Here is a 24,942-nt window from a genome sequence, read left to right on the forward strand (position 1 = left end):
AGCCTCAAACCACACGCCTCAGTTCTTGCACTTCGCCATCACCACCTGGCAAGTCCTGGGTGTGCCCCCCGATCGCCCCGCGTAGCGAACGCAGTTATTCAGCGACTTCTGCCGGGCAATACTCAAGGTATTGCCCCAGGCCAGGCCGCCTTCGCCGGTGCTGGGCACGGCCTTGGCGAAGCAGTTGGAGCCGACGGTGGTGGCTGCGTAGCGGGCCTTGCTGTTTTTGCTGGAGCAGCCCGAGGCCAGGCCCAGGCCGAGGATGAGCAGCGTGTTCAGTGCCCAGAGCGCACCCGTGCGCCCCCAGTTGTTGCTCATGCCGATCTCCTCGTTGAAAAATGCCGCACAGAAACACCGTGGCGGTTCTTGTCAGGATATTTCATCCAAGCGAAACGGTGAACTATCGCGCTGTAGAGACGCTCCTTTGCTAAGCGCACCCCGCGCACGCCTGATGGCTTCAGCCATCAGCCAAGGGTCACTGAACGATAAGGAGGCGCCGTGACCGCATCAGAGCAAACCCTCTACCGCTGCACGCCAGGCCCGTTGCACGCCATGCTGCTGGCCGGCAGTGTTCCGTTGTTTCTTGGCGCGCTGCTGAGCGATATCGCCTACTTCAACAGCTTCCAGATCCAGTGGAGCAACTTCGCTGCCTGGCTGATCGCCGGTGGCCTGCTGTGCTGTGGGCTGGCGCTGCTGTTCGCGTTGGTCAACCTGGTCCGCGCCGAGCACAAGGGTGGGCGTGCAACCCTGTACTTCGTACTGTTGCTGGCCACCTGGGTGCTGGGGCTGGTCAATGCCTTCGAACATGCCAAGGACGCCTGGGCGGTAATGCCCTCGGGCTTGGTGTTGTCGGTGATCGTGACCGCGCTTGCAGCTGTGGCCGCGTGGACCGGGCTGAGCAACCTGCGTTCGGGAGGTGTGGCATGAAGCCTTTGCATGCATTGAGCCTGTTGAGCGTGGCGGTATTGCTGAGCGCGTGTGGCGGGGAAGGGGAGCCTACCCAGGCCCATGGCCCCGACCCGAAGTTGCCGGAGCCACAGCGCGGGCTGCTGCCGAGCATGAAAATCGCCGAGCCGGTGGCCTGGGGTGAACAGAAACCCACCGTGCCCGAAGGCTTCAGCGTCACGGCGATCGCCACCGGCCTGAAGATCCCCCGCCAGAGCCTGGTGCTGCCCAATGGCGATATCCTCGTGGCCGAGGGCCGCGGTGGCAGCGCAGCGAAACTCAAGCCCAAGGATGTGATCGCCAGCCAGATCAAGGCCAAGGGCAATACCCAGGTCAAAGGCGGCAATCGCCTGACCCTGCTGCGGGACGCCGACGGCGATGGCACCTACGAGCTGCAGACGGTGTTCGCGGAAAACCTCAATGCACCCTATGGCCTGGCGTTTGCCGACGGCAAGCTGTACGTGGCCAACCAGGATGCGCTGGTGCGTTTCGACTACCAGGACGGCCAGACCAAGGCCAGTGCTGCGCCGACCAAGGTCACCGACCTGCCGGCCGAGATCAACCACCACTGGACCAAGGCGCTGACCGCAAGCCCTGATGGTCGTTTCCTGTATGTCGGCATTGGTTCGAACAGCAACATCACCGAGCGCGGCCTTGAAGTGGAGATCGATCGGGCCATGGTCTGGCAGGTCGATGCCCAGACCGGCGCGCACCGGCCCTACGCGACCGGCCTGCGCAACCCGACGGCCTTGGCTGTCCAGCCACAGACCGGGCAGGTGTGGGCGGTGGTCAACGAGCGCGACGAACTCGGCCCCGACCTGGTGCCGGACTACCTCACGTCAGTGCGCGAAGGCGGCTTCTATGGCTGGCCCTACAGCTACTGGGGGCAGAACGTCGATGAGCGGGTCAGGCCGCAGAACCCGGACAAGGTAGCGGCGGCGATCAAGCCGGATTACAGCCTGGGTTCGCATGTGGCCGCCTTAGGTGTCGACTTCTCTATTCCGGCCATGGGCGAGCGCTTCGCCGACGGTGTGTTCGTGGGGCAGCACGGCAGCTGGAACCGGCCGAACCCGGTGGGCTACAAGGTGGTGTTCGTGCCGTTCAGCAATGGCAAGCCGGCAGGCGAGCCGGTCGACTTCGCCACAGGCTTTCGCGGTGAGGATGGCAAGACTCGTGGGCGGCCAGTGGGGGTCACGGTCGACCCGCGTGGCGCCTTGATCATCGCCGACGACCTGGCCAACACCGTCTGGCGGGTGACTCGCAACCGCTAAGCGCAACGGGCGCCCTTGCATCGCCGCACGGGCGCCCGACAGTGTCTATGCTTGTTGGCGCGTGAGTATTTCACGCACCAACCCGGAAACGATTACAGGGAAGCATGCCTATGAAACCTATCAGTTCACTCGCTCGCGCTGTGGCAATCGCCTCGCTGGTCTTCGCTGGCAGCTTCACAGCCCAGGCCGCCGACGTGCCGATTGGCAGTGAAGCGCTTGAAAACCATGTCACCACCCAGGTCCAGGCCATCGACCTGGAGAAGCGCCTGGTCACGGTGCAGGGGGCCAACGACAAGCCTGTGACCTTCCAGTTGACGGAAAAGGCCAAGGCGCTGCCCAACCTCAAAGTCGGTGACACGGTCGACATCTACGTGACCCGCGCGGTGGCCTATGTGCTCAACACCGATGTGGGCGGTGCGCCGAAGGTCAGTGATGAGTCCGGCACCATTCGCGCCACCGAAAACAACCCGAACCCGGGCGGCGAGGCGTTCCGCCAGGTCAGGGTCACCTCGCAGATCAAGAAGATCGACCTCAAGCAGCATGAAGTGAGCCTGCTGCCGCCAGAGGGCAAGCTGCAGGTGGTCAAGGTCGAGAACCCCGACCTGCAGGCGCGGATGAAAAACCTCAAGGTGGGCCAGACGGTCGATGCCATCTACACCGAAGTGCTGAGGGTCGAGACGTCGCGTTGATGGCGGCCGCTTAGGGGGGATTCAGCGCGTCAGGCTGCGTGTGGCCCGTTGCTGGATGCGTCGCGAGGCCTTGCAGGCCGGTGGATGGCGCTCGAACAGGTCGAGTACCCAGTCTGGTCGGGTTTTGCTGGCGTCATTGAGCCAGTTGGCTACCGAGTCCTGGGGGTATTTCTCGCTTTCCGCCAGGTGCGGCACCAGCAGCGCTTCGGCGGCCTCCGGCGCCTGCTTGAGGGCCGTTATGTGTTCGCACCAGACGCCGCGGGGGCGCAGCACTTCGATGCAGAACCGACGCTCCAGCGGGTCTTCGCTACTGGCCTGCCTGCCGAGCAATGCGAGGGCCGCAGGGAGGTCCTCGCTGAGGCGCGGTCGCAAGGCGATCCAGGCCCATTCGCGCACACCGAAGTGCGGGTCTCTGGCGAAGCGCAGTTGGGCCGCCAGGGCCGCCTGCAGGTCAAGGCTGACGGTGAGGTGCGCCTGCGCGAAGGCCGCCCAGCTGCGCACCGTATCCGAAGGGTGGGCACCGCAGTGTTCGAACACCTGCTGGCTAATCGCAACGGGGGCTTGTTGCAACCATTGGCCAAGGGCCAGGCCGATGCCCGCGATTTTTTTCGACAGCCCCAAGGGCTGTTTTTCCTTGGTTGCCTGAACCAGGCATTCACCTACGGCAGGCGGCAGTTGCTGTGCGACGGCCGTTGCCAGGGCAAGTTGGTCGACTGCCAGGCATTCTGCAAGGTTGCGGGTCGGTATCAGGCCGTGGTCCAGTTGCGTCTTGCGTTCATCGCTCATCGAATGTGTTCCATCACAAAAGGGGAAATACACCTGCGGCCCACAGCGTGTAGGCGCGCAAGGCCAGCATCCTAGCTCAACGGGTTGGTTCTGGGGCTGCCCTGTATCACGGTCCGGTCTCCCGCCATCCATCGCGCGAATAATTCGCGTGCATATTTTCGATTTCCATGGTCCTGGCAAATGTCCGGATCATGACCCTCTAACTACCGATATTGAGGGCGTCATGTACAGCAAAACCCTGCTTTTCATCGTTGTCCCGGTTGCCATGGCCTTTCTCGCGGGTGCGCTGCTGCCGTTTCAGGCGGCTGGCAACGCGGCGGTTGGCCGGGCCTTGGGGCATTGGTTGTGGGGGGCATTCACCTCACTTGCGGTGAGTTCGCTGGTGGTGATCGCAGCGCTGCTGATCCTCCGGGTACCCGCACCAGACGTAAGCAAGGCCCTGCAAGGGCCCTGGTGGTTATGGATCGGCGGCGTGCTGGGTGCCATTTACGTGGCCGGCGCGGCCGCACTTACGCCGAAACTGGGCGCAGCGGGTTTTCTTGCGCTGGTGGTGGCAGGGCAGATCCTGATGGCGGTAATCGCTGACCATTTCGGGGTGATGGGGTTGGGTGGCAAGCCGATCAGCCTGGTCAGGCTGGCCGGGGTGGTGCTGATTTTGTGCGGGGTATTCATGGTGCAGGGCAACTGGGCGACAAGCGCTGCGGCCAAGCCGCCAGCGCTCAATCAGTCAGAAGGCTGATCAAGCGGCTGACTGCAAGCCCACACGGCTTCGCGCAGCCAGCGGTGCCCGGGGTCGCTGTCTTTGCGCTGATGCCAGGCCTGTTGATAGGCAAATGAGGGAATGGCCAGTGGCGGTTCAAACCGGCGCAACGCTGTGTGCTGGCGCAATGAACCGACCGCACGGCTGGCCACTGTGAGAATCAGGTCGGTGCCGGCAAGTACCTCCAGCGCCGCGCTCCAGTGCGGCAGCGCCAGGGCAATGCGCCGTTGCAGGCCTCGGGCGGCCAGCGCGCGTTCGATTTCATCGTGGGCATCCGGGCGCATAGCTATCAACACATGGGGCCGCGCAAGCCACTCGGCCAACGTCAGGCCCCCGCTGGCGGGCAACACCTGGCAGTCAGCGACGCTGGTGAAGCTTTCCTCGAACAGTGGCTGTGCGGTGATGTCCTGCGGCAGGTCGGGGAATATGCCCAAGGCCAGGTCGAGTTCGCCATCGAGCAGCTGAGCCAACATGGTTTCACGGCTTGCCTGGCTGATCGCCAGGTCTACGCCTGGGGCGACCCGGCGCACGTGGCGAACCAGCGCGGGCAGGATGATGCGCGACGAATAGTCGGACAGTGACAAGCGGAAGCGGCGCTGGGCCTGGGCCGTGTCGAACAGGGGGGCGGCCAGCAGTGCATTGAGGTTGCCCAAGGCGTCTTGCAGCGGCTTGGCCAGCGACTGCGCACGTGCGGTCAGCGCCATGTGGCCGTTCTGGCGGATTAGCAACGGGTCGTCGAAATGCCTGCGTAGTTGTGCCAATGCATGACTCACTGCCGGCTGGCTGCGATGCAGACGAAGGGCGGCGCGGGTCACGTGCTTCTCGGTCAGCAGCGCATGCAAGGCCAGGAGCAGGTTGAGGTCGATCTTGCGCAGTTCATCCATGGGGCGAATAGTCGAGGCTGGCCGAGAGGGGTTTGATCAGCCTAACAGATGTCCAGGCGCTGGACGCCGGTCACAGCGTCTAGCGGCTGCGGCCGACGGCGCGGCTTGATAGTTCGGACAGGATCCGTATCAATGTTTTACTTAAGGTATCTACTCTAAGTTTATGAAAAATAATATTTTATCTTCTTGCCACAGCATGCTGCACGCATTGCTCGTAGTAGGTCTGCTTGATCGCCGCCGGCTTCAACCGCGATCGGCTGTTGTAGGTCTGCTCGGTAATGCCGAAGGCGGTCATGCGCATCCACGGTTTGGCGAACCTGCGTACCTGCAGCTTCTTGCGCGTGGCATACAGGGTTACCCCCGCTAACTTGGCCTGCTGAGCTTCTGCGGCAATCTGCGCGCCCCAGCCACAGGTGTGGCGATCATTCTGGCTCAGCGCCTTGGCCTGGGCGCCGAAGGCGGCCGTGGCCAGCAGGCAGCCGGCCATCGTTGCTAGAAGTACTCGCATGTTGCTGTCCTAAGCATCTGAAGGAGAAGGGAGTTTGCCTTCGCTTCAAGCCACTGGGGGCCAGCAATTTGCCGTCAGATTGCGGCCATGCGCAGCGCGTTGGCTGGCGGACGCAAGCTGGCCCAGGCCAGGCCAGCCACCCAGATCACCGATATGCCGTAGTTCAGGCGCTGGTACAGGCCGAACAGATGGCCGCTCTGCGCCGCCTGCCCCATCAGCACGACGGTGGCGATCGCCAGCACCACGCACGCCAGGGAGAACAGCGCCAACGTTCGCGAACCGGCAAGCCGCTTGCCCAGCCATGCCCACAGGGCACTGGCCAGGGTCAATGAAAGAAACATCAGCAGGCCCGAGAGGTTGTGCAGTTGCTGTGACAGCGAGGGCTGCGCCGGTGCGCAGCCCTGGTCGCAGGGGAACCAGCCAGTGCCCAGGCTGCCCAGGCCATGCAGCAGCACCAGAACGGCGCTGACCCGTGCCAGGGTCGACCCCTGCCAGCGACGGGCCAGGCCCCAGGCGAACAGGGCGAACAGCACGGCCAGGGGGAAGTTGCTGACCCGTGGCGACCAGAGCTGGGTGGGTGAACCCTCGGCGCCGAGTTGGCTCATGGCCTGTTGCAGGTGGTCGTAACCTGGGTAAGCCTGGGCGGTCAGCCAGACGCCGGCCAGCAGCCAGAGGGGGATCAGCAGGCCAGTGGCGAGCAGAAGACGGTCGAGGGGTTTCATGCTGTCGTTTCCTTCCATGGATGAGTGAGCGCGAAGGCGCACAGTACAGCCTTGCAGCGGGGATAGACCAGCGCGTGAAGCAGATTCTTTGCGTAGTGCGTGGCGCAGACCCATACAGAAATAGCGCATACGGTGTATGTGATCGTACAACTGCTTGCGCTATCATGGGCATTGTCTTTCAAGGTGAAATACAGGGCATGACAGAGCAGCAGGTACAGGCAAGGACCCGGCGCAAGCCGCGCAGTCTGGCCCAGGAACTGGTCACAGTGCTGACCGAGCGGATTCGCAGCGGCCAGCTCAAGCGCGGCGACAAGCTGCCGACCGAATCGCAGATCATGGCCGAAGAGGGCGTCAGCCGCACGGTGGTGCGCGAGGCCATCTCGCGGCTGCAGGCCGCAGGGCAGGTGGAGACCCGGCACGGCATCGGTACGTTTGTGCTGGATGCACCGTCCACGGGCGGTTTCCGTATCGACCCGGCGACCGTGGTGACCCTGCGTGAAGTGCTGGCGGTGCTGGAGTTGCGCATTGCCCTGGAGATCGAGTCGGCGGGCCTGGCGGCGCAGCGGCGCAGCGATGAACAGCTGGTCGGCATGCGCGCGGCGCTGGATGAGCTCAACGAAGGCGCGGCCCATGCCAACGATGCCGTATCGGCGGATTTCCAGTTCCACCTGCGCATTGCCCAGGCCAGTGGCAACCACTACTTCGCCGACATCATCAACCACCTGGGTACCAGTATCATCCCGCGTACCCGGCTCAACTCGGCGCGCCTGGCCCATGACGACCAGGCGCACTACATGAGCCGGCTCATGCATGAACACGAGGCGATCTACGAAGCCATTGCCCGGCAAGACAGCGAAGGGGCGAAGATGGCCATGCGCATGCACCTGAGCAACAGCCGCGAGCGCCTGCGCCAGGCGCATGAGGAAGCTGAGGCGCAAGGGGCCTGAGACCTCTCTCACCCGCGAAGAGGCCGGTACCGACAAAAGAAAAAGCCCCGACGTGTGCGGGGCTTTTACATTTCAGGGCGATCAGATCCCCCCGTCACTCCACTGCCCATTCACCAACCGGCGCAACCCCAGCGGGTTCTCATCGCGAAGTGCCTCAGGCAGCAACGCCTGCGGGTAGTTCTGGTAGCACACCGGGCGCAGGAAGCGGTCGATGGCCAAGGTGCCGACCGAGGTGCCGCGCGCATCCGACGTAGCCGGGTACGGCCCGCCGTGGACCATGGCATCGCACACTTCGACGCCGGTGGGGTAGCCATTGACCAGAATCCGACCGACCTTTTCTTCCAGCAGCGGCACCAGCCAGGCGAAGGCTTCGAAATCTTCAGGCTCGCCGATCAGGGTCGCGGTCAACTGGCCACGCAGGCCAAGCAGGGCGGCGCGCAGCTGTGCGTTGTCCTGGGCTTCGACGGCCACGGTGGTCGGGCCAAACACTTCTTCTTGCAGCAAGGGGTCGGCGTCGACCAGCAGGCGCGCCTGTGCCTTGAACAGCTGGGCCCGCGCCTGGCTGCCTGCTTGCGGTTGGCCAGCCAAGTGTTCGATGCCCGCATGGGCGTGCAGGTGTTCCAGGCCGCCCACATAGCTGCGCAGGCCGCCAGCGTTGAGCAGGGTCTGGCCGGCCTGTTGCTCGAGGTGCTGACCGAGCTCGGCGAGCAGTTGGCTGTATTGCGGCGATTGCAGGCCGATCACCAGGCCCGGGTTGGTGCAGAACTGGCCGGCACCCAGGCACACCGAGCCCGCCAGTTCGCGGGCGATGGCTTCGCCGCGCTTGGCCAGGGCACCAGGCAGGATGATCACCGGGTTGATGCTGGACATCTCGGCGAATACCGGGATTGGCTGTGGGCGCTCGGCGGCCATGCGGCACAAGGCGTCACCACCCTTGAGCGAGCCGGTGAAACCGACCGCCTGGATGGCCGGGTGCTTGACCAGCCATTCGCCGACACCGCCGCCGAAGACCATGTTGAACACGCCCTTGGGCATGCCGGTGCGCTCGGCGGCGCGCTGGATTGCACAGCCGACCAGGTCTGCTGTGGCCATGTGGCCGCTGTGTGCCTTGAACACCACCGGGCAGCCAGCGGCGAGGGCGGCAGCCGTGTCGCCTCCGGCCGTCGAGAAGGCCAGCGGGAAGTTGCTGGCACCGAACACGGCGACCGGGCCTACGCCGATGCGCATCTGGCGCAGGTCGACGCGAGGCAGTGGTTGGCGCTCGGGCAGGGCCAGGTCGATGCGTGCACCGAGGTAGTCACCGCGCCGCAGCACGTGCGCGAACAGGCGCATCTGGCCACTGGTACGGCCGCGCTCGCCCTGGATCCGCGCTGCAGGCAGGGCGGTTTCGCGGCAGACGATGGCGACGAAGGCGTCGTCCAGTTCATCCAGCTCGGCGGCGATGGCATCGAGGAACTCGGCGCGGCGCGCCGGGGTCAGTTGGCGGAACTCGGCAAAGGCGGCAGCGGCGGCCTGGGCGGCTTGGTCGACTTCGCTTTCAGTGGCTTGCACGAAGCTGTAAGGCAGGGCCTCGCCGGTGGTGGCGTCCAGGCTCTGCAGGCGTTGCGCGCCAGCGGCACTGCGCTGACCGGCGATGAAGTTGTGGCCTAGGATCTCAGGCATTTTGGCACTCCTGTAGGTGAATGTAGGGGTTAGGCGCTCAAGAAGGGCTGCAAAGCAGCCCCAAGGCCCTCAGGTAATCGGCGCCGGGTTGAACAGGGTGATGTCGTTATGCAGCCTGTGCTGCTCGGCCCAGGTCTGCTTGCGGCCGCTGGCCACGTCCAGGTAGTAGTGGAACAGCTCCCAACCCAGTTCCTCGATGCTCGAGCGGCCTGTGGCGATGCGCCCTGCGTCGATGTCGATCAAGTCGGGCCAGCGTTCGGCCAGTTCAGTGCGGGTGCAGACCTTGACCACCGGGGCCATGGCCAGGCCGTACGGTGTGCCGCGGCCCGTGGTGAACACATGCAGGTTCATCCCGGCCGCCAGTTGCAAGGTGCCGCAGACGAAGTCGCTGGCCGGGGTGGCGCAGAAGATCAGGCCTTTGCGCGCCACCCGCTCGCCAGGGCCAAGCACGCCCTGAATGGCGCCGCTGCCGGACTTCACAATCGAGCCCAGGGACTTTTCGACGATGTTGGACAACCCACCCTTCTTGTTGCCCGGCGTGGTGTTGGCGCTGCGGTCGGCCGCGCCTTGTTGCAGGTAGCGGTCGTACCAGTCCATCTCACGCACCAGCGCCTCGGCCACGTCCTGGTTCTCGGCGCGGGAGGTCAGCATGTAGATGGCGTCGCGCACTTCGGTCACTTCCGAAAACAGCACGGTCGCACCCGCACGTACCAGCAGGTCCGAGGCGTAGCCCAGTGCCGGGTTGGCGGTGATGCCGGAGAACGCATCGCTGCCGCCACACTGCATGCCCAGGATCAGCTCGCTGGCGGGCACCGTTTCGCGGCGGCGCTGGTCGAGCTTTTTCAGGCGGGTTTCAGCCAGCGCCATGATCTGTTCGATCATTTCGCCGAAGCCCAGGCTGGCATCCTGCAGGCGGTACAGCCACGGGTCGCTGAGGTCTACCGACGGATCGTTGTCATGCATGACCTGGCCGGCCTGCAGTTTTTCGCAGCCCAGGCTGATGACCAGCGCTTCGCCACCAAGGTTGGGGTTGCGTGCCAGGTTGCGCACGGTGCGGATCGGGATGTAGGCATCGCGGGCATTGATCGCCACGCCGCAGCCGTAGCTGTGGGTGATGGCGACCACGTCATCGACGTGGGGGTACTTGGGCAGCAGTTCTTGGCGAATGCGCTTGACCGCATGCTCCAGCACGCCGGTCACGCATTGCACGGTGGTGGTGATGCCAAGGATGTTGCGGGTGCCCACGGTGCCGTCGGCATTGCGGTAGCCCTCGAAGGTGAAGCCTTCGAGCGGCGGCAGGGCCTCGGGCACGGCATCGCAACGCGGCAGGCTGTCCAGCGCCGGCGCCTCTGGCATGGCCAGCTGGCTTTCCTGCACCCAGGTGCCCTGGCGCAAGTCTTCCAGGGCGTAGCCGATGACCTGCCCATAGCGGCGCACCGGCTCGCCCTTGGCGATCAGCACGGTGGCCACCTTGTGGCTCTGTGGCACGCCTTCGACCAGGGTCAGGCCGTCGGGGAAGCGGGCGCCTTCACCCAGGCCACCGTCGTTGACCACTACCACGACATTGTCGTCATCGTGCAGGCGGACGTAGCGGGGCGAGTCGGAATGTTCGATCAACTGCATGTTCGGGCCCTTCTAGTGATTGCTCAGGCTTTATACATCCGCCCGCCGCCGGCAGGTGCCGGCGGCGGGCGTGTTCACTCAGTGACGAGAGCTTGCCAGTTCGCCATTGGCGCCGGGCTCGGCTTCAGCCTTTGGGGTTTCACGCAGCTCGATGCGCTTGATCGGGCCGACGATCACCAGGTAGCTGAACACCGCGACCAGCGCGTTGGCGCCCACATATACCAGGGCCCACTTGAACGAGCCGGTGGCGCTGATGATGTAGCCGATGACGATGGGCGTGGTGATCGAGGCGATGTTGCCGAAGGTGTTGAACAACCCGCCCGACAGGCCAGCGATCTGCTTCGGCGAAGTGTCGGCGACCACCGCCCAGCCCAGTGCGCCAATGCCCTTGCCGAAGAAGGCCAAGGTCATGAAACCGACCACCATCCACTCAGCATCGACGTAGTTGCAGAAGACCATGGTGGTCGACAGTAACAGGCCGCAGACGATGGGCAGCTTGCGCGAGAAGGTCAGCGAGTTGCCGCGGCGCAGCAGCCAGTCCGACAGCACACCGCCCAGCACGCCACCGATGAAACCACAGATGGCGGGCAGCGAGGCGATGACACCCGCCTTGAGGATGGTCATGCCGCGCTCCTGCACCAGGTACACCGGGAACCAGGTCAGGAAGAAGTAGGTGATGGCGTTGATGCAGTACTGGCCCAGGTACACCCCCAGCAGCATGCGGCTGGTCAGCAGCTGCTTGATGTAGCCCCATTTCGGGCCGTCGTTGCCGCGTTTCTGGTCCATGTCTACCAGGCCGCCGTTCTGCTCGATGTGTTCGAGCTCGCTTTGGCTGATGCGCGGGTGTTGCTTGGGGTTGTAGATGGTTCTCAGCCACACGAACGAGAACAGGATACCGAGCACGCCCATCACCACGAATACGTGTTCCCAACCGAAGCTGAACACGATCCAGCCCATGATCGGGGCAAACAGTGCGGTGGCAAAATACTGCGCCGAGTTGAAGATGGCCGACGCCGTACCGCGTTCTGCGGTGGGGAACCAGGCCGCGACGATGCGGGCGTTGCCCGGGAACGACGGGGCTTCGGCGAAACCGACCAGAAAGCGCAGGGTGAACAAGGTTACCACCGCCCAGGCCACCGGCATGCCACCGACAAACCCTTGCAGCAGGGTGAACAGCGACCAGGTGAAGATGCTGAACGCGTAGACGTTCTTGGAGCCGAAACGGTCGAGCAGCCAGCCACCAGGAATCTGGCCAGCCACGTAAGCCCATCCAAAGGCGGAGAAGATATAACCGAGGGTAACGGCGTCAATGCCGAGGTCTTTCTGCAGGCTGGAGCCTGCGATTGCAATGGTGGCGCGGTCGGCATAGTTGATCGTGGTCACCAGAAACAGCATGAACAGGATCAGGTAGCGCACATGCGTCTTTTTAGTCGCTTGCATGCTGGTAATACTCCCACTAGTTATTTTTGTGCGGGCTCACGAGTTGTAGCCGGGGTGGGGGGCTCCCACTCCGGCGGCGGCAGTTCAGGCCGCAGGGGTTCGCTTATTGCGGACCCATCTTGTCCATCAGCGCTGCGAGCATTTCGTATTCTTCGCCGGTCAGGTCGGTCAGCGGCGTGCGTACCGGGCCTGCGTCGTAACCGGCAATCTTCGCGCCCGCCTTGACGATGCTCACGGCGTAGCCGGCCTTGCGGTTACGGATGTCCAGGTACGGCAGGAAGAAGTCATCGATCAGCTTGCCGACGGTGGCGTGGTCTTCGCGGGCGATGGCGTGGTAGAAGTCCATCGCGGTCTTCGGCACGAAGTTGAACACGGCCGAGGAGTACACCGGCACGCCCAGCGCCTTGTAGGCCGCAGCATACACCTCGGCGGTCGGCAGGCCACCCAGGTAGCTGAAGCGATCGCCCAGGCGGCGACGGATCGACACCATCAACTCGATGTCACCCAGGCCGTCCTTGTAGCCGATCAGGTTCGGGCAGCGCTCGGCGAGCTTTTCCAGCAGGTCGGCATTCAAACGGCAGACATTGCGGTTGTAGACCACCACCCCGATCTTCACCGATTTGCACACGGCTTCGACGTGGGCGGCGACGCCATCCTGGCTGGCTTCGGTCAGGTAGTGGGGCAGCAGCAGCAGGCCCTTGGCACCCAGGCGCTCGGCTTCTTGCGCGTATTCGATGGCCTGGCGGGTCGAGCCGCCGACGCCGGCAAGGATCGGTACCGAGGTGGCGCAGGTATCGACGGCGGTCTTCACCACCTGGCTGTACTCGCTGGCCGCCAGGGAGAAGAACTCACCGGTACCACCGGCCGCGAACAGGGCGCTGGCGCCGTAGGGGGCGAGCCATTCCAGGCGCTTGATGTAGCCAGCCTGGTTGAAGTCGCCTTGGGCATTGAAGTCGGTGACCGGGAAAGACAGCAGGCCGTGGGAGAGGATGGATTTCAGTTCTTGTGGATTCATTGTTGTTGGCATCCTGAGGCGCTTGGGGTGAAGGGAGTGATGTGCTGCGATAGAGGTAAGTTATCGTACAACTAGGGGAATGGCTAGTGCCTTGGGAGAAATTTTTATGAGTTGGGTGCTTGGCTGGGGTGTTGGGGGGGGCGATCGATCTTCTAGGCACAGAAAATCCCACGACAACCACCTGAACAGTCATCGTATCTCTTAAGCGGGGGATGGCTAAAAAACGATCGCGGAGACAGGCACAAGCCCGCCGCCCGCTTCCACGGGAAGTGTTCTGGGACCAGCAGAGGGTGACCGGGGAAGCGGGGGCGGCCTTGCGCCGCCCCGCGATCAAAGCTAACGAAGCTTTGTGTCAGGCAGCCTGATGGTGCTTGACCTGGGACTTGCGGACCTGGGCACGGCACGCATCGCCGAACGCCTGGAAGATCTTGATCGAATCAGGGTTCTTCGCGGCTTGCCACTCGGGGTGCCACTGCACCGCGAACAGGAAGGGCGAAATGCTTGGGGCATGGATGGCCTCGACCAGGCCGTCTTCGGCCAGGGCAATTGGCTCGATGCCTTTACCCAGGTTGCGCAGGCCTTGGCCATGCAGCGAGTTCACGCGGATCTCGTCGCAGCCCAGGATGTCGCGCAGCCAGCTGCCTGGCTTGACCTTCACACTGTGGACCTGGGCGTACTGTACTTCGACCGGGTCTTCGGGGTTTTCACGGTGGTCGTTGAAGCCTGGCTCGGCATACACCTTCTGATAGATGTCGCCACCCAGGGCCACGTTGATTTCCTGCATGCCGCGGCAGATGCCGAAAATCGGCAGGCCACGCTTGATGGCTGCCTTGACCAGCGGGATGTCGAACAGGTCGCGTGCCTTGTCCTGGCCCTTGCCCGGGGTTTCGTTGTCCTGGCCGTACAGGGCCGGGTCGATGTTGCTGCCGGCACCGGTCAGGTAGACGCCGTCGGCCATGTTCAGATAGGTCTCGAGGTCTTCGGTGCCACAGCAAGTGGGTACCAGGACCGGGACGCAATCGGCGAAGTCGACCAGCGGCGTGATGTATTTATGGGTCATGACCTGATAGTCATGGCCTTTGCGCTCTTGGCTGCCCATGGTCATCAGGACGACGGGTTTGCGCAGGGAAGGTTGCTTGTTGCCAATGTTGCTGTTGGACATATGTCACCTTGGGACAGGTTCGACCTGTCGTTGTTGTGCAGGCGCACGGCCGGGGCCTTGTGTGCGACCTGAAGCCCCGAGCACTGCCGGCTCGTCAGAGGCGACGATTCCGGTCGGGACTTGTTGATAGCTTGCCAGAGCCGTTCGATATGTCAAACGACTGGTAGAGGCTTTAGCGGGGGGGGTACGCCGAATTCAGGGGGGTTAAACCGTTGCAGCCCTGTAGCGGCAAGGGTTTGGCAGGGGGTTAGGTCAATTATATTTAACGACGCAGTTGGTTCATTGCACCGCTGCAATGAAGGGGGCCTGTACCGGCTTCTTAGTGGGCAAGCCCGCTGACAAAGGAAGCCGGTACAGGGAGGAACGGGCTCAGTGCAGAATCTGCGCCAGGAAACCCTTGGCCCGTTCTGTCTTGGGCTGGTTGAAGAACACCTGTGGCGGGCTGTCCTCGATGATCTGCCCGCCCTCAAGGAACAGCACCCGTTCGGCCACCTGCCGGGCAAAGCCCATCTCATGGGTAACGCAGAGCATGGTCATGCCCGTGCCGGCCAGTTGCACCAGGACATCCAGCACTTCGGCGACCATTTCCGGGTCCAGTGCCGAGGTCGGCTCATCGAACAGCATGATCCGGGGTTTCATGCACAAGGCGCGGGCAATGGCCACGCGTTGCTGCTGGCCGCCGGAAAGCTGGCTGGGGTATTTGTGCGCCTGGGACTCGATGCCGACCTTGCACAGGTACATCCGTGCCCGTTCTTCGGCGTCCTTGCGCGACAGCCCGCGCACGCTGGTAGGGGCCAGCAGGCAATTGTCGAGCACAGTCATGTGCGGGAACAGGTTGAAGTGCTGGAACACCATGCCGATTTCGCTGCGGATCTGCGCCGCCTGGCGTGTGGTGGCAGCCAGGTCGGTGCCATCAACCTGGATGCTGCCCTGTTGGGCCACTTCCAGGCGGTTGATGCAGCGGATCAGGGTCGACTTGCCCGAACCGGACGGGCCACAGAGGACGATGCGTTCGCCTTCGCGTACCTGCAGGTTGATGTCGCGCAGCACATGGTACGCGCCATAGTGCTTGTTCAGGCCCTCGATGCGGATGAGTACCGGGCGCGGGTCGGGTTCTGGGGCAAGGCTGGCAAGGCTCAGAGGGGCGGTCATATTGTTGTTCTCCGCAAGGTTCAGTCGAAACGCGTCGCGCTGTAGGGCGCAGGGTCGGTAAAGGGGCGCTCGCCGGTCAGAAGCTCTGCCAGCAGCCGGCCACTGACCGGGCCAAGGGTGAGGCCATGGTGGGCATGGCCGAAGTTGAACCACAGGCCTTGGTGCCGAGGGGCAGGGCCAATTACCGGGCGCATGTCTGGCAGGCACGGGCGACGGCCCAGCCAAGGGGTGTCGTCGAGGCGCTCGCCGAGCGCCGGGAACAAGCGCCTGGCCAAGGCCTCGCAGCGGCGCAGTTGGATCTCGTTGCCGGGCGCATTACTGGCAGCAAACTCGATGCCGGTGGTCAGGCGCACGCCCCGGGCCATGGGCGCCAGCACGTAGCCGCCTTGGGTATCGCAGACCGAGTGTTCGAGTTGCGCACCGTCGCGGGTGCTGTAGTGCATGTGGTAACCGCGTTTGATCGCCAACGGGATCTTGTAGCCCAGGCCTTCGTACAAGTCTGCCGACTGTGGACCGAGGCAGACCACCACTTCGTTTGCGGTGACAGGGCCACGACGGCTGTCGACCTGCCATTGCCCTTCCACTTGGCGCAGGCTGCGCGCATCACCATGCAGGAACTGCCCACCACGCTGCACGAACAACGCGGCATAGCCCCGGGTGAGGCCACCGGGATTGTTCACCGTCTTCGGGTCGAGCCAGTGAATGCCACCGACCACGGTGCTGTCCAGTTGGTGCTCGCGGGCCTGGAGCTGCCCGCATTCGAGGATTTCATACTGCAGGCCGTAGCGGCTCAGGCCTTTGACCTCGGCCTTGGCCTGCTCGAACAGGGCCGGGTCACGGAACACTTCGATCCAGCCTTTGGCCTGTACCAGCCCTTCAAGGCCGGCGGCTTTGATCAGGGCGTCATGCTCCTCGACGCAGCGTTGCACCAGCGGCAGCATGTCGGCAGCGGCGCCCGCCAGGCGCCCCGGCGCCGATTGGCGCCAGTAGCGCCACAGCCAGGGCGCGGCCTTGGGCAAGTGCAGGAGGCTGTAGCGCACGTCAGGCTGGCGGTTCAGGCCGTAGCGCAGCAGCGCACCGGCTTGGCGCGGGAAGGCATACGGGATGACGCTGGAGCGCTCGATCAGCCCGGCGTTGCCATGGCTGGTACCGCTGCCGGGTTCGTCACGGTCGATCAGAATCACCTGGCGCCCACGCGCCTGCAGGTGCAGCGCGGTGCTGACGCCGACAATGCCGGCGCCGAGGACGAGGGTCTGGCAATGCATGGTAGGTATCCTTCGGTCAGTTCAGGTGGCGGCCCAGGCGGGCTTCCAGGTGTTTCAGGAGGCGCCGCACCAGCTCGACGATCACCAGGTAGAGCACAGCAGCCCACAGGTAGATCTGGAAGTCGAAGCTGCGCGAGAACGCCAGTTTGGTCACGCCCATCAGGTCGTAGATGGTTACCAGCGAGGCAATGGCGCTGGCCTTGATCATCAGTATCAATTCATTGCCCAGTGGGCCGATGGCCACCAGCAACGACTGCGGCAGGATCACCTTGAAGAAGGTGGTCGAGCGTTTCAGGTTCAGCGCCCGCGCAGCTTCGTACTGCCCAGGGGCGACGGCCATCAGGCTGCCGCGGAAGATTTCGGCCTGGTAGGCGGCGGTGTTCAGGGTGAACGCCAGCAAGGTGCAGAACCAGGCCTCGCGGAAGAACCACCACAGGCCGACGTCTTGCCAGAACCCCTTGAGCGAACCGAGGCCGTAATAAAGCAGGAACAACTGAGCCAGCAGCGGCGAGCCGCGGAAGAAGTACACGTAACCGGCGGCCATGCGTTGCAGCAGTTGGCTGCGCGACAGGCGTGCCAGTGCCAGCAACAGGCCGAGCACAGCACCCAGGGTGAACGAAATCGCCACCAGCTTGGCCGTTACCAGCAGGCCATCGACGAAGCGGGGGCCGTAGCGTTCTAGCAGGTCGGGGTCGAGGACTACCGCCAGCCATTGTTCGACGTTCATGCCCGGGCTCCTTGCAGGTGGCGGCTGCTACGCCGCTCGATGAAGGCAAAGACCCGGCCCGAGACTGCCGAAAACAGCAGGTAGCCCAGGCAGGCAACGCCATAGAAGAACATCGGTTCCTTGGTCACGCTCACCGCCAGGTTGGTCTGGCGCATCAGGTCGACCAGCGAGATGGTCGACACCAGCGAGGTGTCCTTGAGCAACGACAGCCAGTTGTTGGACAGGCCGGGCAGGGCGATGCGTGTCAGTTGCGGCAGCACCACCTTGAAGAAGCCTGTGCGTTTGCTCAGGCCCAATGCCGAGCAGGCCTCAAGCTGCCCTTTGGGCAGGGTCTTGAAGGCGGCCAGCCAGATCTCGCTGGAGAACGCGGCAAACACCAGGCTGAACGCGATCATCGCGGCCAGGAAGGTGTTGATTTGGAACTCGCCCTGGTAGCCCATGGCGGCCAGCAGCTTTTGCGCTGCGATCTGGCAGCCGTAATAGATGATCAGCAAGGTCAGCAGTTCGGGCAGGCCGCGGAACACGGTCGAGAAGGTCGTGGCCCAGGCCCGGGGCAGGCGCTTGCGCGAGCGCGCCGCGAGGGCCACGGCCAGCCCCAGGGGCAGGCCGATGGGCAGGCAGGCGAGGGCCAGCGAGACGGTTACCAGGGCACCGGCCAGCAACGCCTGGCCCCAGCCTCCGCTGGCGAAAGACAGCAAGGACAATTGATCGAGCATGACAAACCCCTTGGACGGGTAATGCGGTCGCTGTAGGAGCGGCCTTGCGTCGCGAAAGGGCCGCGTAGCGGCCCCGGCAATCTGTGCCGTTGCATAAATCCCGGGGCCGCTACGCAGCCCTTTCGCGACGCAAGGCCGCTCCTACAGATCAGTTGTAGATATCGAAAGCGAAGTACTTGCTGGCGATCTTCTGGTAGGTGCCGTTGGCCACGATCTGTTGCAGCGCGGTGTTCAGGCGCTGGCGCAGCGCCTCGTCATCCTTGCGCACGGCAATGGCGGCGTCGGCCTTGGTGTCGGCTACGTCGCCGAGGATCTTGCAGCAGTCCTGGCCGTTCTTGTTCATCCACTCGTGCAGGGGGAACTTGTCGGCGATCACCCCGTCCAGGCGGCCCGCGGCCAGGTCGGCGTTGGCTTCGTCCATGGTCGGGTACAGCTTCACATCGGCACCGGCCTTGCCATAGACGTCTTCGGCATAGATGGCCTGGGTCGAAGAGGATTGCGCGCCGACGGTGTAGCCGACAAATTTGTTCTGAGCGTCGCTGATCTCGCTGTCCTTGGCCACGGCCACGGTCAGCGGGGTGCGGTAGTAATGATCGGTGAAGGCGATTTTCTTGCGGCGCTCTTCGGTGTCGATCATCGACGCGACCACGGCGTCGTACTTACGTGCCATCAGGGCCGGGATGATGCCTTCCCAATCCTGGGCCACCAGCGTGCACTCGACTTTCATCTGTTCGCACAGGGCGTGGGTGATGTCGATGTCGAAGCCGTGCAGTTGGTTATCGGCGTCGACATAGTTGAAGGGCGGGTACGCGCCCTCGGTGGCGAAGCGCAGGGTTTCGGCACTGGCGGCGCCCGTCAGCAGCAGGGCACACGCACCCACCATAGCCATGGTCTTGTTCATCTCGCACCTCTTGCACTCTTGCTATTGTTGTTTTGCCGACGGCCACGAGGTGTAGCCGACGAATTCGTTATGTAGAGCGGCAGTCGCTTCCAAGCGTTTTTCAACATCCGGCCCGAGCTTCTTGCAGACCTCGTTGACCATCAGGTGCACCCACGACAGCATGGTCGCGGTGGATTCCCAGAACAGATTGAACTCGGTGGGGATGCGGAACACCTCGTCGGCGTTGGCATCGGCCCAGTCACAGAAGGTGTCGGTCACCAGGGTGACCGCAATGCCGGCTGCGCGCGCCTTCTGGCACAGCTGCAGGGCGTGACGTGAATAGCGGCGGGCCTCGAACACCACCAGTGCGCTGTCTTCGGCGCGGCCCAGCAGCACGTCGCCGAAATGCCCGGCGCTGAGGTCGACCAGTTGCACGCCATCGCGCAGGTACTGCAGCAGGTGGCTCATGCACATGGCGACGCCGCGCTCGGTCTGAAAGCCCGCGACGAATACCCGCTGCTTGCTCGCCAGACGTTGCGCGGCGCGGTGCCAGGGCTCGCTCTGGCGGTACTCGTGCACTCGGACCAGGGCGGCGATTTCCAGCTCCAGGCTGCCGGCGGTGTCGCTGGCATCGTGGTTCTGGCGGTAGTCTTGCAGGCGGTCACCCACCAGCCATGGGCCATCGCCCAGGTCGTTCTGCAGGTCTTGCTTGAGCGCCTTGAGGTGGGCATAACCTAACGAGCGGCAGAAACGGCCGACACTGGATTCGCTGACGCCGAGCTTGGCAGCAATGCTTGCCGAGGTCTGGAACGGCAGTTCGTGCAGGTTGGCGAGCATGTAGCTGGCGATCGTGCGGCCTGAGGCGGCGGCCCCTTGCAGGCTGTTTTCCAGGCGTTGCTTGATCGGTTGGCTCATGCTGCATCTCCGGGGTGAGGCTTGCGATAGAAAATGAATGTTTTCTGTCATCAAGTCAACATTTGACAGATAGCTGTCACATGCAGGAAAGTTTTTGTCGTTGCAACGCTGTAGCCATTCCAATTCCAACAAGGAGCTTCAGATGTCCGCACCTTCCACCGGCACTGTCGTACGCGTGCCTTTTACCGAGCTGCAGACCCTCTTGCAGGCGATTTTTCAGCGTCATGGCTGCAGCGAGACAGTGGCCCAGGTGCTTGCCCACAACTGCGCCAGCGCCCAGCGCGATGGCGCCCACAGCCACGGGGTGTTCCGTATTCCGGGCTATGTTTCGACCCTGGCCAGCGGCTGGGTCAATGGCCGTGCCACCCCGAAGGTGACCGACGTGGCCTCCGGTTATGTGCGTGTCGATGCCGCCGGCGGCTTCGCCCAGCCGGCACTGGCAGCGGCCCGTGCGCTGTTACTGGAAAAGGCCCGCAGCGCCGGTATCGCCGTGCTGGCCATCCACAACTCGCACCATTTCGCCGCACTGTGGCCGGATGTCGAGCCGTTCGCCGACGAGGGCCTGGTGGCGCTCAGCGTGGTCAACAGCATGACCTGCGTGGTGCCGCATGGCGCCCGCAAGCCGCTGTTCGGCACCAACCCCATCGCTTTTGCCGCGCCCTGTGCCGAACACGACCCGATCGTCTTCGACATGGCCACCAGCGCCATGGCCCACGGTGATGTGCAGATCGCCGCCAGGGCTGGCCAGCAGTTGCCCGAGGGCATGGGCGTGGACGCCAATGGCCAGCCGACCACCGACCCCAAGGCCATTCTCGAAGGCGGCGCCTTGTTGCCGTTTGGCGAGCACAAGGGTTCGGCGCTGTCGATGATGGTCGAGTTGTTGGCCGCAGCGCTGACCGGCGGGCACTTTTCCTGGGAGTTCGACTGGTCCGGGCACCCAGGGGCGAAAACGCCATGGACCGGGCAGTTGATCATCGTCATCGACCCGAGCAAGGCCGAAGGCGAGCGTTTTGCCCAGCGCAGCCGCGAACTGGTGGAGCAGATGCAGGCGGTGGGGTTGACGCGCATGCCGGGCGAGCGCCGCTACCGCGAGCGTGAAGTGGCCGAGGAGGAGGGCGTGGCGCTGACCGAGCAGGAGCTGCATGGCCTCAAGGCGCTGCTGGGCTGAGCCAGGCTGTCGGCGCAGATCGGCGGCTGTGCAATCTTGCATAGACAACCTGCACAATAGGTGATGTTACTCAGCAGCGACTCCGGGTATCCTCAGGGCAGCCTTTCCGAACTGTCCTGATCCAAGGAGCTGCACGCTGTGTTCAAACATGTCGATGCCTATGCCGGCGACCCGATCCTCTCGCTGATGGAAACCTTCAAGGCCGATCCCCGTGCCGACAAGGTCAACCTGAGTATCGGCCTGTACTACGATGAAGCCGGCGTGGTGCCGCAGTTGGCAGCGGTGGATGCGGTCGAGAAACGCATCGCCGGCCAGGCTCACGAAGCCTCGCTCTACCTGCCGATGGAAGGCCTGGCCAGCTACCGCCAGGCCATTCAGGCCCTGCTGTTCGGTGCCGATCACCCGGCGGTGACCGGCGGCCGAGTGGCCACCGTGCAGACCGTGGGCGGTTCTGGCGCACTGAAAGTCGGTGCCGACTTCCTCAAGCGTTATTTCCCGCAGTCCGAAGTCTGGGTCAGCAACCCGACCTGGGATAACCACCGCGCCATCTTCGAAGGCGCCGGTTTCAAGGTGAATAGCTACCCGTACTTCGACCAGACCAGCCGTGGCGTCGACTTCGCTGGCATGCTGCAAGCGCTGCAGACCTTGCCGGCCAACAGCGTCGTGCTGCTGCACCCGTGCTGCCACAACCCGACTGGTGCCGACCTGGACCAGAACCAGTGGCAGCAAGTGGTGGAAGTGGTCAAGGCGCGTCAGCTGATCCCGTTCCTCGATATCGCCTACCAGGGCTTCGGTGAGGGGCTGGTCGAAGATGCCTTCGCCATCCGCGAAATGGCCCGTGCCGGCGTGCCGTGCCTGGTCAGCAACTCGTTCTCGAAAATCTTCTCGCTGTACGGCGAGCGAGTAGGGGGCCTGTCGGTGGTCTGCGACGACGACGCCACTGCCCAGAGCGTACTCGGCCAGTTGAAGGCTACCGTGCGCCGCAACTACTCCAGCCCACCCAACTTCGGTGCTCAGCTGGTTGCCGGTGTGCTCGGCGATGCTGCGCTCAATGCCCAGTGGGCGGCGGAGGTCGAAGTGATGCGCAAGCGTATCCTCGACATGCGTCAGGCACTGGTCGATGCCCTGGGCACGCTGCTGCCGGGGCAGGACTTCCAGTTCTTCCTGCGCCAGCGCGGCATGTTCAGCTACACCGGTTTCAGCGTCGAGCAGGTGCGTCGCCTGCGTGACGAGTTCGGCGTGTACCTGATCGACAGTGGCCGGGTGTGCATGTCTGGCCTGCGACCGGCCAACCTGCAACGGGTGGCCGAGGCGTTCGCCGCCGTTCAGCAGTAATGTGACAGGGGGGCCGCAAAGCGGCCCCCTTGGTTTCACCTTGTTGTCATGACAAGTGCAACCGTCCCTCGGACGGGGCTTCGCAAGTGCAACCTTTCAGTGCACAATCGCGCCCTCTTTTTCGGTTGAGGGGGGCGATACGTCTGTTTCGCCACTCTCAGCCTGTTGCAGTCTTGCGAGTGGAGCTACACCCGGAATGAATGAGCAGGCCCCAAGCGTCGAACGGCGCTATGAAGAATCGACCCCGGCAGCCTTGGGCAGCTGGGCACGTCAAGACACCACCTGGATGCTGGGCCTGTTTGGCACCGCCATCGGTGCAGGCACCTTGTTCCTGCCCATCAACGCCGGCTTGGGCGGCTTCTGGCCGTTGCTGATCCTGGCCGTACTGGCCTTCCCGATGACCTACTTCGCCCACCGCGGGCTGACCCGTTTTGTCCTTTCCGGGCGCACGGGCGGCGATATCACGCAAGTGGTCGAGGAACATTTCGGCATCAAGGCCGGTGCGCTGATCACCGTGCTGTACTTCTTCGCCATCTTCCCGATCCTGCTTATCTATAGCGTGGCGCTGACCAACACCGTTACCAGCTTCATGGAGCACCAGTTGCACATGACGCCGCCGCCACGGGCGCTGCTGTCGTTCGTGCTGATCCTCGGCCTGCTGGCCATTGTGCGTTGCGGTGAGCAGGCTACGGTCAAGGTCATGAGCCTGCTGGTCTACCCGTTCATCGTTGCCTTGGCGTTGCTGGGCCTGTACCTGGTCCCGCACTGGACCGGGGGTATCCTCGACAGCGCCACGCAACTGCCCTCGGGCTCCGCCTTCCTGCACACCGTGTGGCTGGCGATTCCGGTGATGGTGTTCTCGTTCAACCACTCACCGATCATCTCGGCCTTCGCCGTCGACCAGAAGCGCCGCTACGGCGAGCATGCCGATGAGCGCAGCGGCCAGATCCTCGCCCGCGCCCACCTGCTGATGGTGGCCATGGTGCTGTTCTTCGTCTTCAGTTGCGTGCTGACCCTCAGCAGTGCCCAACTGGCTGAGGCCAAGGCGCAGAACCTGTCGATCCTGTCGTACCTGGCCAACCACTTCAGCAACCCGACCATCGCCTTTGCCGCACCACTGATCGCCTTCATTGCCATCGCCAAGTCGTTCCTGGGCCACTACATCGGCGCCAGCGAAGGCCTCAAGGGCATCATCGTCAAGGCCGGTGCGCGCCCGGGTGCAAAAACCCTGGACCGCGTGGTCGCTGCGCTGATGCTGGTGGTCTGCTGGATTGTCGCCACCCTCAACCCGAGCATTCTGGGCATGATCGAATCGCTGGGCGGCCCGATCATCGCGGTGTTGCTGTTCCTGATGCCGATGTACGCCATTCGCCGTGTACCGTCGATGCGCAAGTACAGCGGCGCGATGTCCAATGTGTTCGTCGTGACAATCGGCGTGGTTGCGCTGACTTCGGTGGTTTACGGCTTGCTGAGCTGATTCACCACCGCTGCAAGCAGTGCCCAGGTCGCTTGTCGCGATCTGGGCATTTTTTTGTCCACAATAATTGTCTGGCAATAGAACAATTTTAACTTCACCCATAGGCACCCGGCCGCCTTCATGCTTAACTCAGTGTCCTTTTCAAACCCCGCATAAGGATTTCGTTCATGGCTCAAGTGACTCTCAAAGGCAACCCGGTTCAGGTCAAGGGCAACCTGCCGCAGGCCGGTGCTCAGGCCCCAGCCTTCTCGCTGGTGGGTGAAGGCCTGGCCGACCAGTCGCTGCAGAACTACGCCGGCAAGCGCAAGGTGCTGAACATCTTCCCGAGCGTCGATACCCCAACCTGCGCCACCTCTGTGCGCAAGTTCAATGCCCAGGCCAATGACGTGGCCAACACCGTGGTGCTGTGCATTTCCGCCGACCTGCCGTTCGCCCAGGCGCGCTTCTGCGGTGCCGAAGGCCTGGAGAACGTGAAAAACCTGTCGACCCTGCGCGGCGCCGAGTTCCTCGAGAACTACGGTGTGGCGATTGCTGACGGCCCGCTGGCCGGCCTGGCTGCGCGTGCGGTAGTGGTACTGGACGAGAACGACAAGGTGCTGCACAGCGAGCTGGTAGCTGAAATCGCTGAAGAGCCTAACTACGAGGCAGCGCTGGCTGTCCTGAAGTAAGGGCTTCTGGCGGGGCCGGTACCGGTAACGGAACTCCTGCCACGCCCACCGCTCCAAGCAACACCCTGTAACGGCCCGGAACGATTTCCGGGCCGTTTTCGTTTAAAGTTCAGCGTTTTGGCAACGTCAGCCAAAGGTAAACCTCTGGTAAAGGGCCTTTGCTAAAACGATGCCAGTGCTTATCGTTCACCCTCCCCACATCGTTATTCCGAACAAGGTTCGTTC

The 24,942-nt window shown here is 63.6% G+C and carries 25 protein-coding genes; 9 read left to right on the top strand and 16 right to left on the bottom strand.

Going from position 1 to position 24,942, the window contains the following annotated elements; all coding sequences use genetic code 11:
• Positions 1–18 precede the first annotated feature (18 nt).
• Positions 19–318 (bottom strand): hypothetical protein, encoded by a 300-nt coding sequence (locus HU766_RS18225; RefSeq protein ID WP_186659518.1) that lies wholly within the window; start codon positions 316–318, stop codon positions 19–21.
• Between the two features lie 234 nt (positions 319–552).
• Here HU766_RS18225 and HU766_RS18230 point away from each other — a divergent pair, with 234 nt between their 5' ends.
• The 3 genes from HU766_RS18230 (at position 553) to HU766_RS18240 (ending at position 2,905) form a co-directional block, all read left to right on the top strand.
• Positions 553–927, top strand: coding sequence for a DUF2231 domain-containing protein (locus tag HU766_RS18230; RefSeq protein WP_186659599.1), 375 nt, complete (start codon positions 553–555; stop codon positions 925–927).
• The gene (locus tag HU766_RS18235) at positions 924–2,216 is read left to right on the top strand and encodes a sorbosone dehydrogenase family protein (protein ID WP_186659521.1); all 1,293 of its coding nucleotides are present in this window, start codon (positions 924–926) and stop codon (positions 2,214–2,216) included. Before HU766_RS18230 ends, HU766_RS18235 begins: the two co-directional genes overlap by 4 nt.
• Before the next feature lie 110 nt (positions 2,217–2,326).
• A complete protein-coding gene (locus HU766_RS18240) occupies positions 2,327–2,905 on the top strand; it encodes a hypothetical protein (protein WP_186659523.1) in 579 nt (192 codons plus the stop codon).
• Positions 2,906–2,926: 21 nt separating this feature from the next.
• Here HU766_RS18240 and HU766_RS18245 read toward each other — a convergent pair whose 3' ends face one another.
• Entirely contained in the window at positions 2,927–3,691 is a 765-nt protein-coding gene (locus HU766_RS18245) for a DNA alkylation repair protein (protein WP_186659525.1), read from the bottom strand.
• A gap of 223 nt (positions 3,692–3,914) precedes the next feature.
• Here HU766_RS18245 and HU766_RS18250 point away from each other — a divergent pair, with 223 nt between their 5' ends.
• Positions 3,915–4,430, top strand: a complete 516-nt coding sequence (locus tag HU766_RS18250) for a DMT family transporter (protein WP_186659527.1) — start codon at positions 3,915–3,917, stop codon at positions 4,428–4,430.
• Here the strand turns inward: HU766_RS18250 and HU766_RS18255 are convergent.
• The 3 genes from HU766_RS18255 to HU766_RS18265 all read right to left on the bottom strand — a co-directional run bounded on the left by HU766_RS18255 (position 4,415) and on the right by HU766_RS18265 (position 6,565).
• Positions 4,415–5,335, bottom strand: a complete 921-nt coding sequence (locus tag HU766_RS18255; RefSeq protein ID WP_186659529.1) for a LysR family transcriptional regulator — start codon at positions 5,333–5,335, stop codon at positions 4,415–4,417. The two genes, HU766_RS18250 and HU766_RS18255, sit on opposite strands and share 16 nt — an antisense overlap.
• 178 nt (positions 5,336–5,513) lie before the next feature.
• Positions 5,514–5,843: a hypothetical protein gene (locus HU766_RS18260; protein ID WP_186659532.1), complete on the bottom strand. Its 330-nt coding sequence runs from the start codon at positions 5,841–5,843 to the stop codon at positions 5,514–5,516.
• A 74-nt stretch (positions 5,844–5,917) separates the two neighbouring features.
• Entirely contained in the window at positions 5,918–6,565 is a 648-nt protein-coding gene (locus tag HU766_RS18265) for a DUF998 domain-containing protein (RefSeq protein ID WP_186659534.1), read from the bottom strand.
• Between the two features lie 197 nt (positions 6,566–6,762).
• On the opposite strand from HU766_RS18265, the gene HU766_RS18270 reads away from it, so the two are divergent.
• Complete coding sequence (locus HU766_RS18270; protein WP_033697384.1) at positions 6,763–7,512, top strand: FadR/GntR family transcriptional regulator; 750 nt, start codon at positions 6,763–6,765, stop codon at positions 7,510–7,512.
• An 81-nt stretch (positions 7,513–7,593) separates the two neighbouring features.
• Here HU766_RS18270 and HU766_RS18275 read toward each other — a convergent pair whose 3' ends face one another.
• The 11 genes from HU766_RS18275 to HU766_RS18325 form a co-directional block, all read right to left on the bottom strand.
• Positions 7,594–9,174 (bottom strand): aldehyde dehydrogenase (NADP(+)), encoded by a 1,581-nt coding sequence (locus HU766_RS18275; protein ID WP_186659536.1) that lies wholly within the window; start codon positions 9,172–9,174, stop codon positions 7,594–7,596.
• A gap of 69 nt (positions 9,175–9,243) precedes the next feature.
• Positions 9,244–10,797: a galactarate dehydratase gene (garD, locus tag HU766_RS18280; protein WP_186659538.1), complete on the bottom strand. Its 1,554-nt coding sequence runs from the start codon at positions 10,795–10,797 to the stop codon at positions 9,244–9,246.
• Between the two features lie 78 nt (positions 10,798–10,875).
• A complete protein-coding gene (locus HU766_RS18285; RefSeq protein ID WP_033697387.1) occupies positions 10,876–12,237 on the bottom strand; it encodes an MFS transporter in 1,362 nt (453 codons plus the stop codon).
• A 103-nt stretch (positions 12,238–12,340) separates the two neighbouring features.
• On the bottom strand, positions 12,341–13,252 hold the full coding sequence (gene kdgD / locus HU766_RS18290) for a 5-dehydro-4-deoxyglucarate dehydratase (protein WP_033697388.1): 912 nt from the start codon (positions 13,250–13,252) through the stop codon (positions 12,341–12,343).
• Positions 13,253–13,604: 352 nt separating this feature from the next.
• The gene (locus HU766_RS18295) at positions 13,605–14,414 is read right to left on the bottom strand and encodes a type 1 glutamine amidotransferase (RefSeq protein WP_186659540.1); all 810 of its coding nucleotides are present in this window, start codon (positions 14,412–14,414) and stop codon (positions 13,605–13,607) included.
• A gap of 369 nt (positions 14,415–14,783) precedes the next feature.
• Positions 14,784–15,566, bottom strand: coding sequence for an amino acid ABC transporter ATP-binding protein (locus HU766_RS18300; RefSeq protein WP_186659542.1), 783 nt, complete (start codon positions 15,564–15,566; stop codon positions 14,784–14,786).
• A gap of 20 nt (positions 15,567–15,586) precedes the next feature.
• Complete coding sequence (locus HU766_RS18305) at positions 15,587–16,831, bottom strand: FAD-binding oxidoreductase (RefSeq protein WP_033697391.1); 1,245 nt, start codon at positions 16,829–16,831, stop codon at positions 15,587–15,589.
• 16 nt (positions 16,832–16,847) lie between these two features.
• Positions 16,848–17,558: an ABC transporter permease subunit gene (locus HU766_RS18310; RefSeq protein WP_033697392.1), complete on the bottom strand. Its 711-nt coding sequence runs from the start codon at positions 17,556–17,558 to the stop codon at positions 16,848–16,850.
• A complete protein-coding gene (locus HU766_RS18315) occupies positions 17,555–18,274 on the bottom strand; it encodes an ABC transporter permease subunit (RefSeq protein ID WP_186659543.1) in 720 nt (239 codons plus the stop codon). Before HU766_RS18315 ends, HU766_RS18310 begins: the two co-directional genes overlap by 4 nt.
• Positions 18,275–18,422: 148 nt before the next feature.
• Positions 18,423–19,175, bottom strand: a complete 753-nt coding sequence (locus tag HU766_RS18320; RefSeq protein ID WP_186659545.1) for a transporter substrate-binding domain-containing protein — start codon at positions 19,173–19,175, stop codon at positions 18,423–18,425.
• Between the two features lie 21 nt (positions 19,176–19,196).
• Entirely contained in the window at positions 19,197–20,069 is an 873-nt protein-coding gene (locus tag HU766_RS18325; protein ID WP_033697396.1) for a MurR/RpiR family transcriptional regulator, read from the bottom strand.
• Between the two features lie 142 nt (positions 20,070–20,211).
• Here HU766_RS18325 and HU766_RS18330 point away from each other — a divergent pair, with 142 nt between their 5' ends.
• From HU766_RS18330 to tpx, 4 genes are all read left to right on the top strand, one after another.
• The gene (locus HU766_RS18330; RefSeq protein WP_033697397.1) at positions 20,212–21,237 is read left to right on the top strand and encodes an Ldh family oxidoreductase; all 1,026 of its coding nucleotides are present in this window, start codon (positions 20,212–20,214) and stop codon (positions 21,235–21,237) included.
• Between the two features lie 138 nt (positions 21,238–21,375).
• A complete protein-coding gene (locus HU766_RS18335) occupies positions 21,376–22,572 on the top strand; it encodes an amino acid aminotransferase (protein WP_033697399.1) in 1,197 nt (398 codons plus the stop codon).
• Positions 22,573–22,768: 196 nt separating this feature from the next.
• The gene (locus tag HU766_RS18340) at positions 22,769–24,049 is read left to right on the top strand and encodes a serine/threonine transporter (RefSeq protein ID WP_047583738.1); all 1,281 of its coding nucleotides are present in this window, start codon (positions 22,769–22,771) and stop codon (positions 24,047–24,049) included.
• Between the two features lie 167 nt (positions 24,050–24,216).
• The gene (tpx, locus tag HU766_RS18345) at positions 24,217–24,717 is read left to right on the top strand and encodes a thiol peroxidase (protein ID WP_033697401.1); all 501 of its coding nucleotides are present in this window, start codon (positions 24,217–24,219) and stop codon (positions 24,715–24,717) included.
• Positions 24,718–24,942 lie beyond the last annotated feature (225 nt).

The organism is Pseudomonas sp. SWRI77, from assembly GCF_014269105.1.
Taxonomy (GTDB): Bacteria; Pseudomonadota; Gammaproteobacteria; order Pseudomonadales; family Pseudomonadaceae; genus Aquipseudomonas; species Aquipseudomonas capeferrum.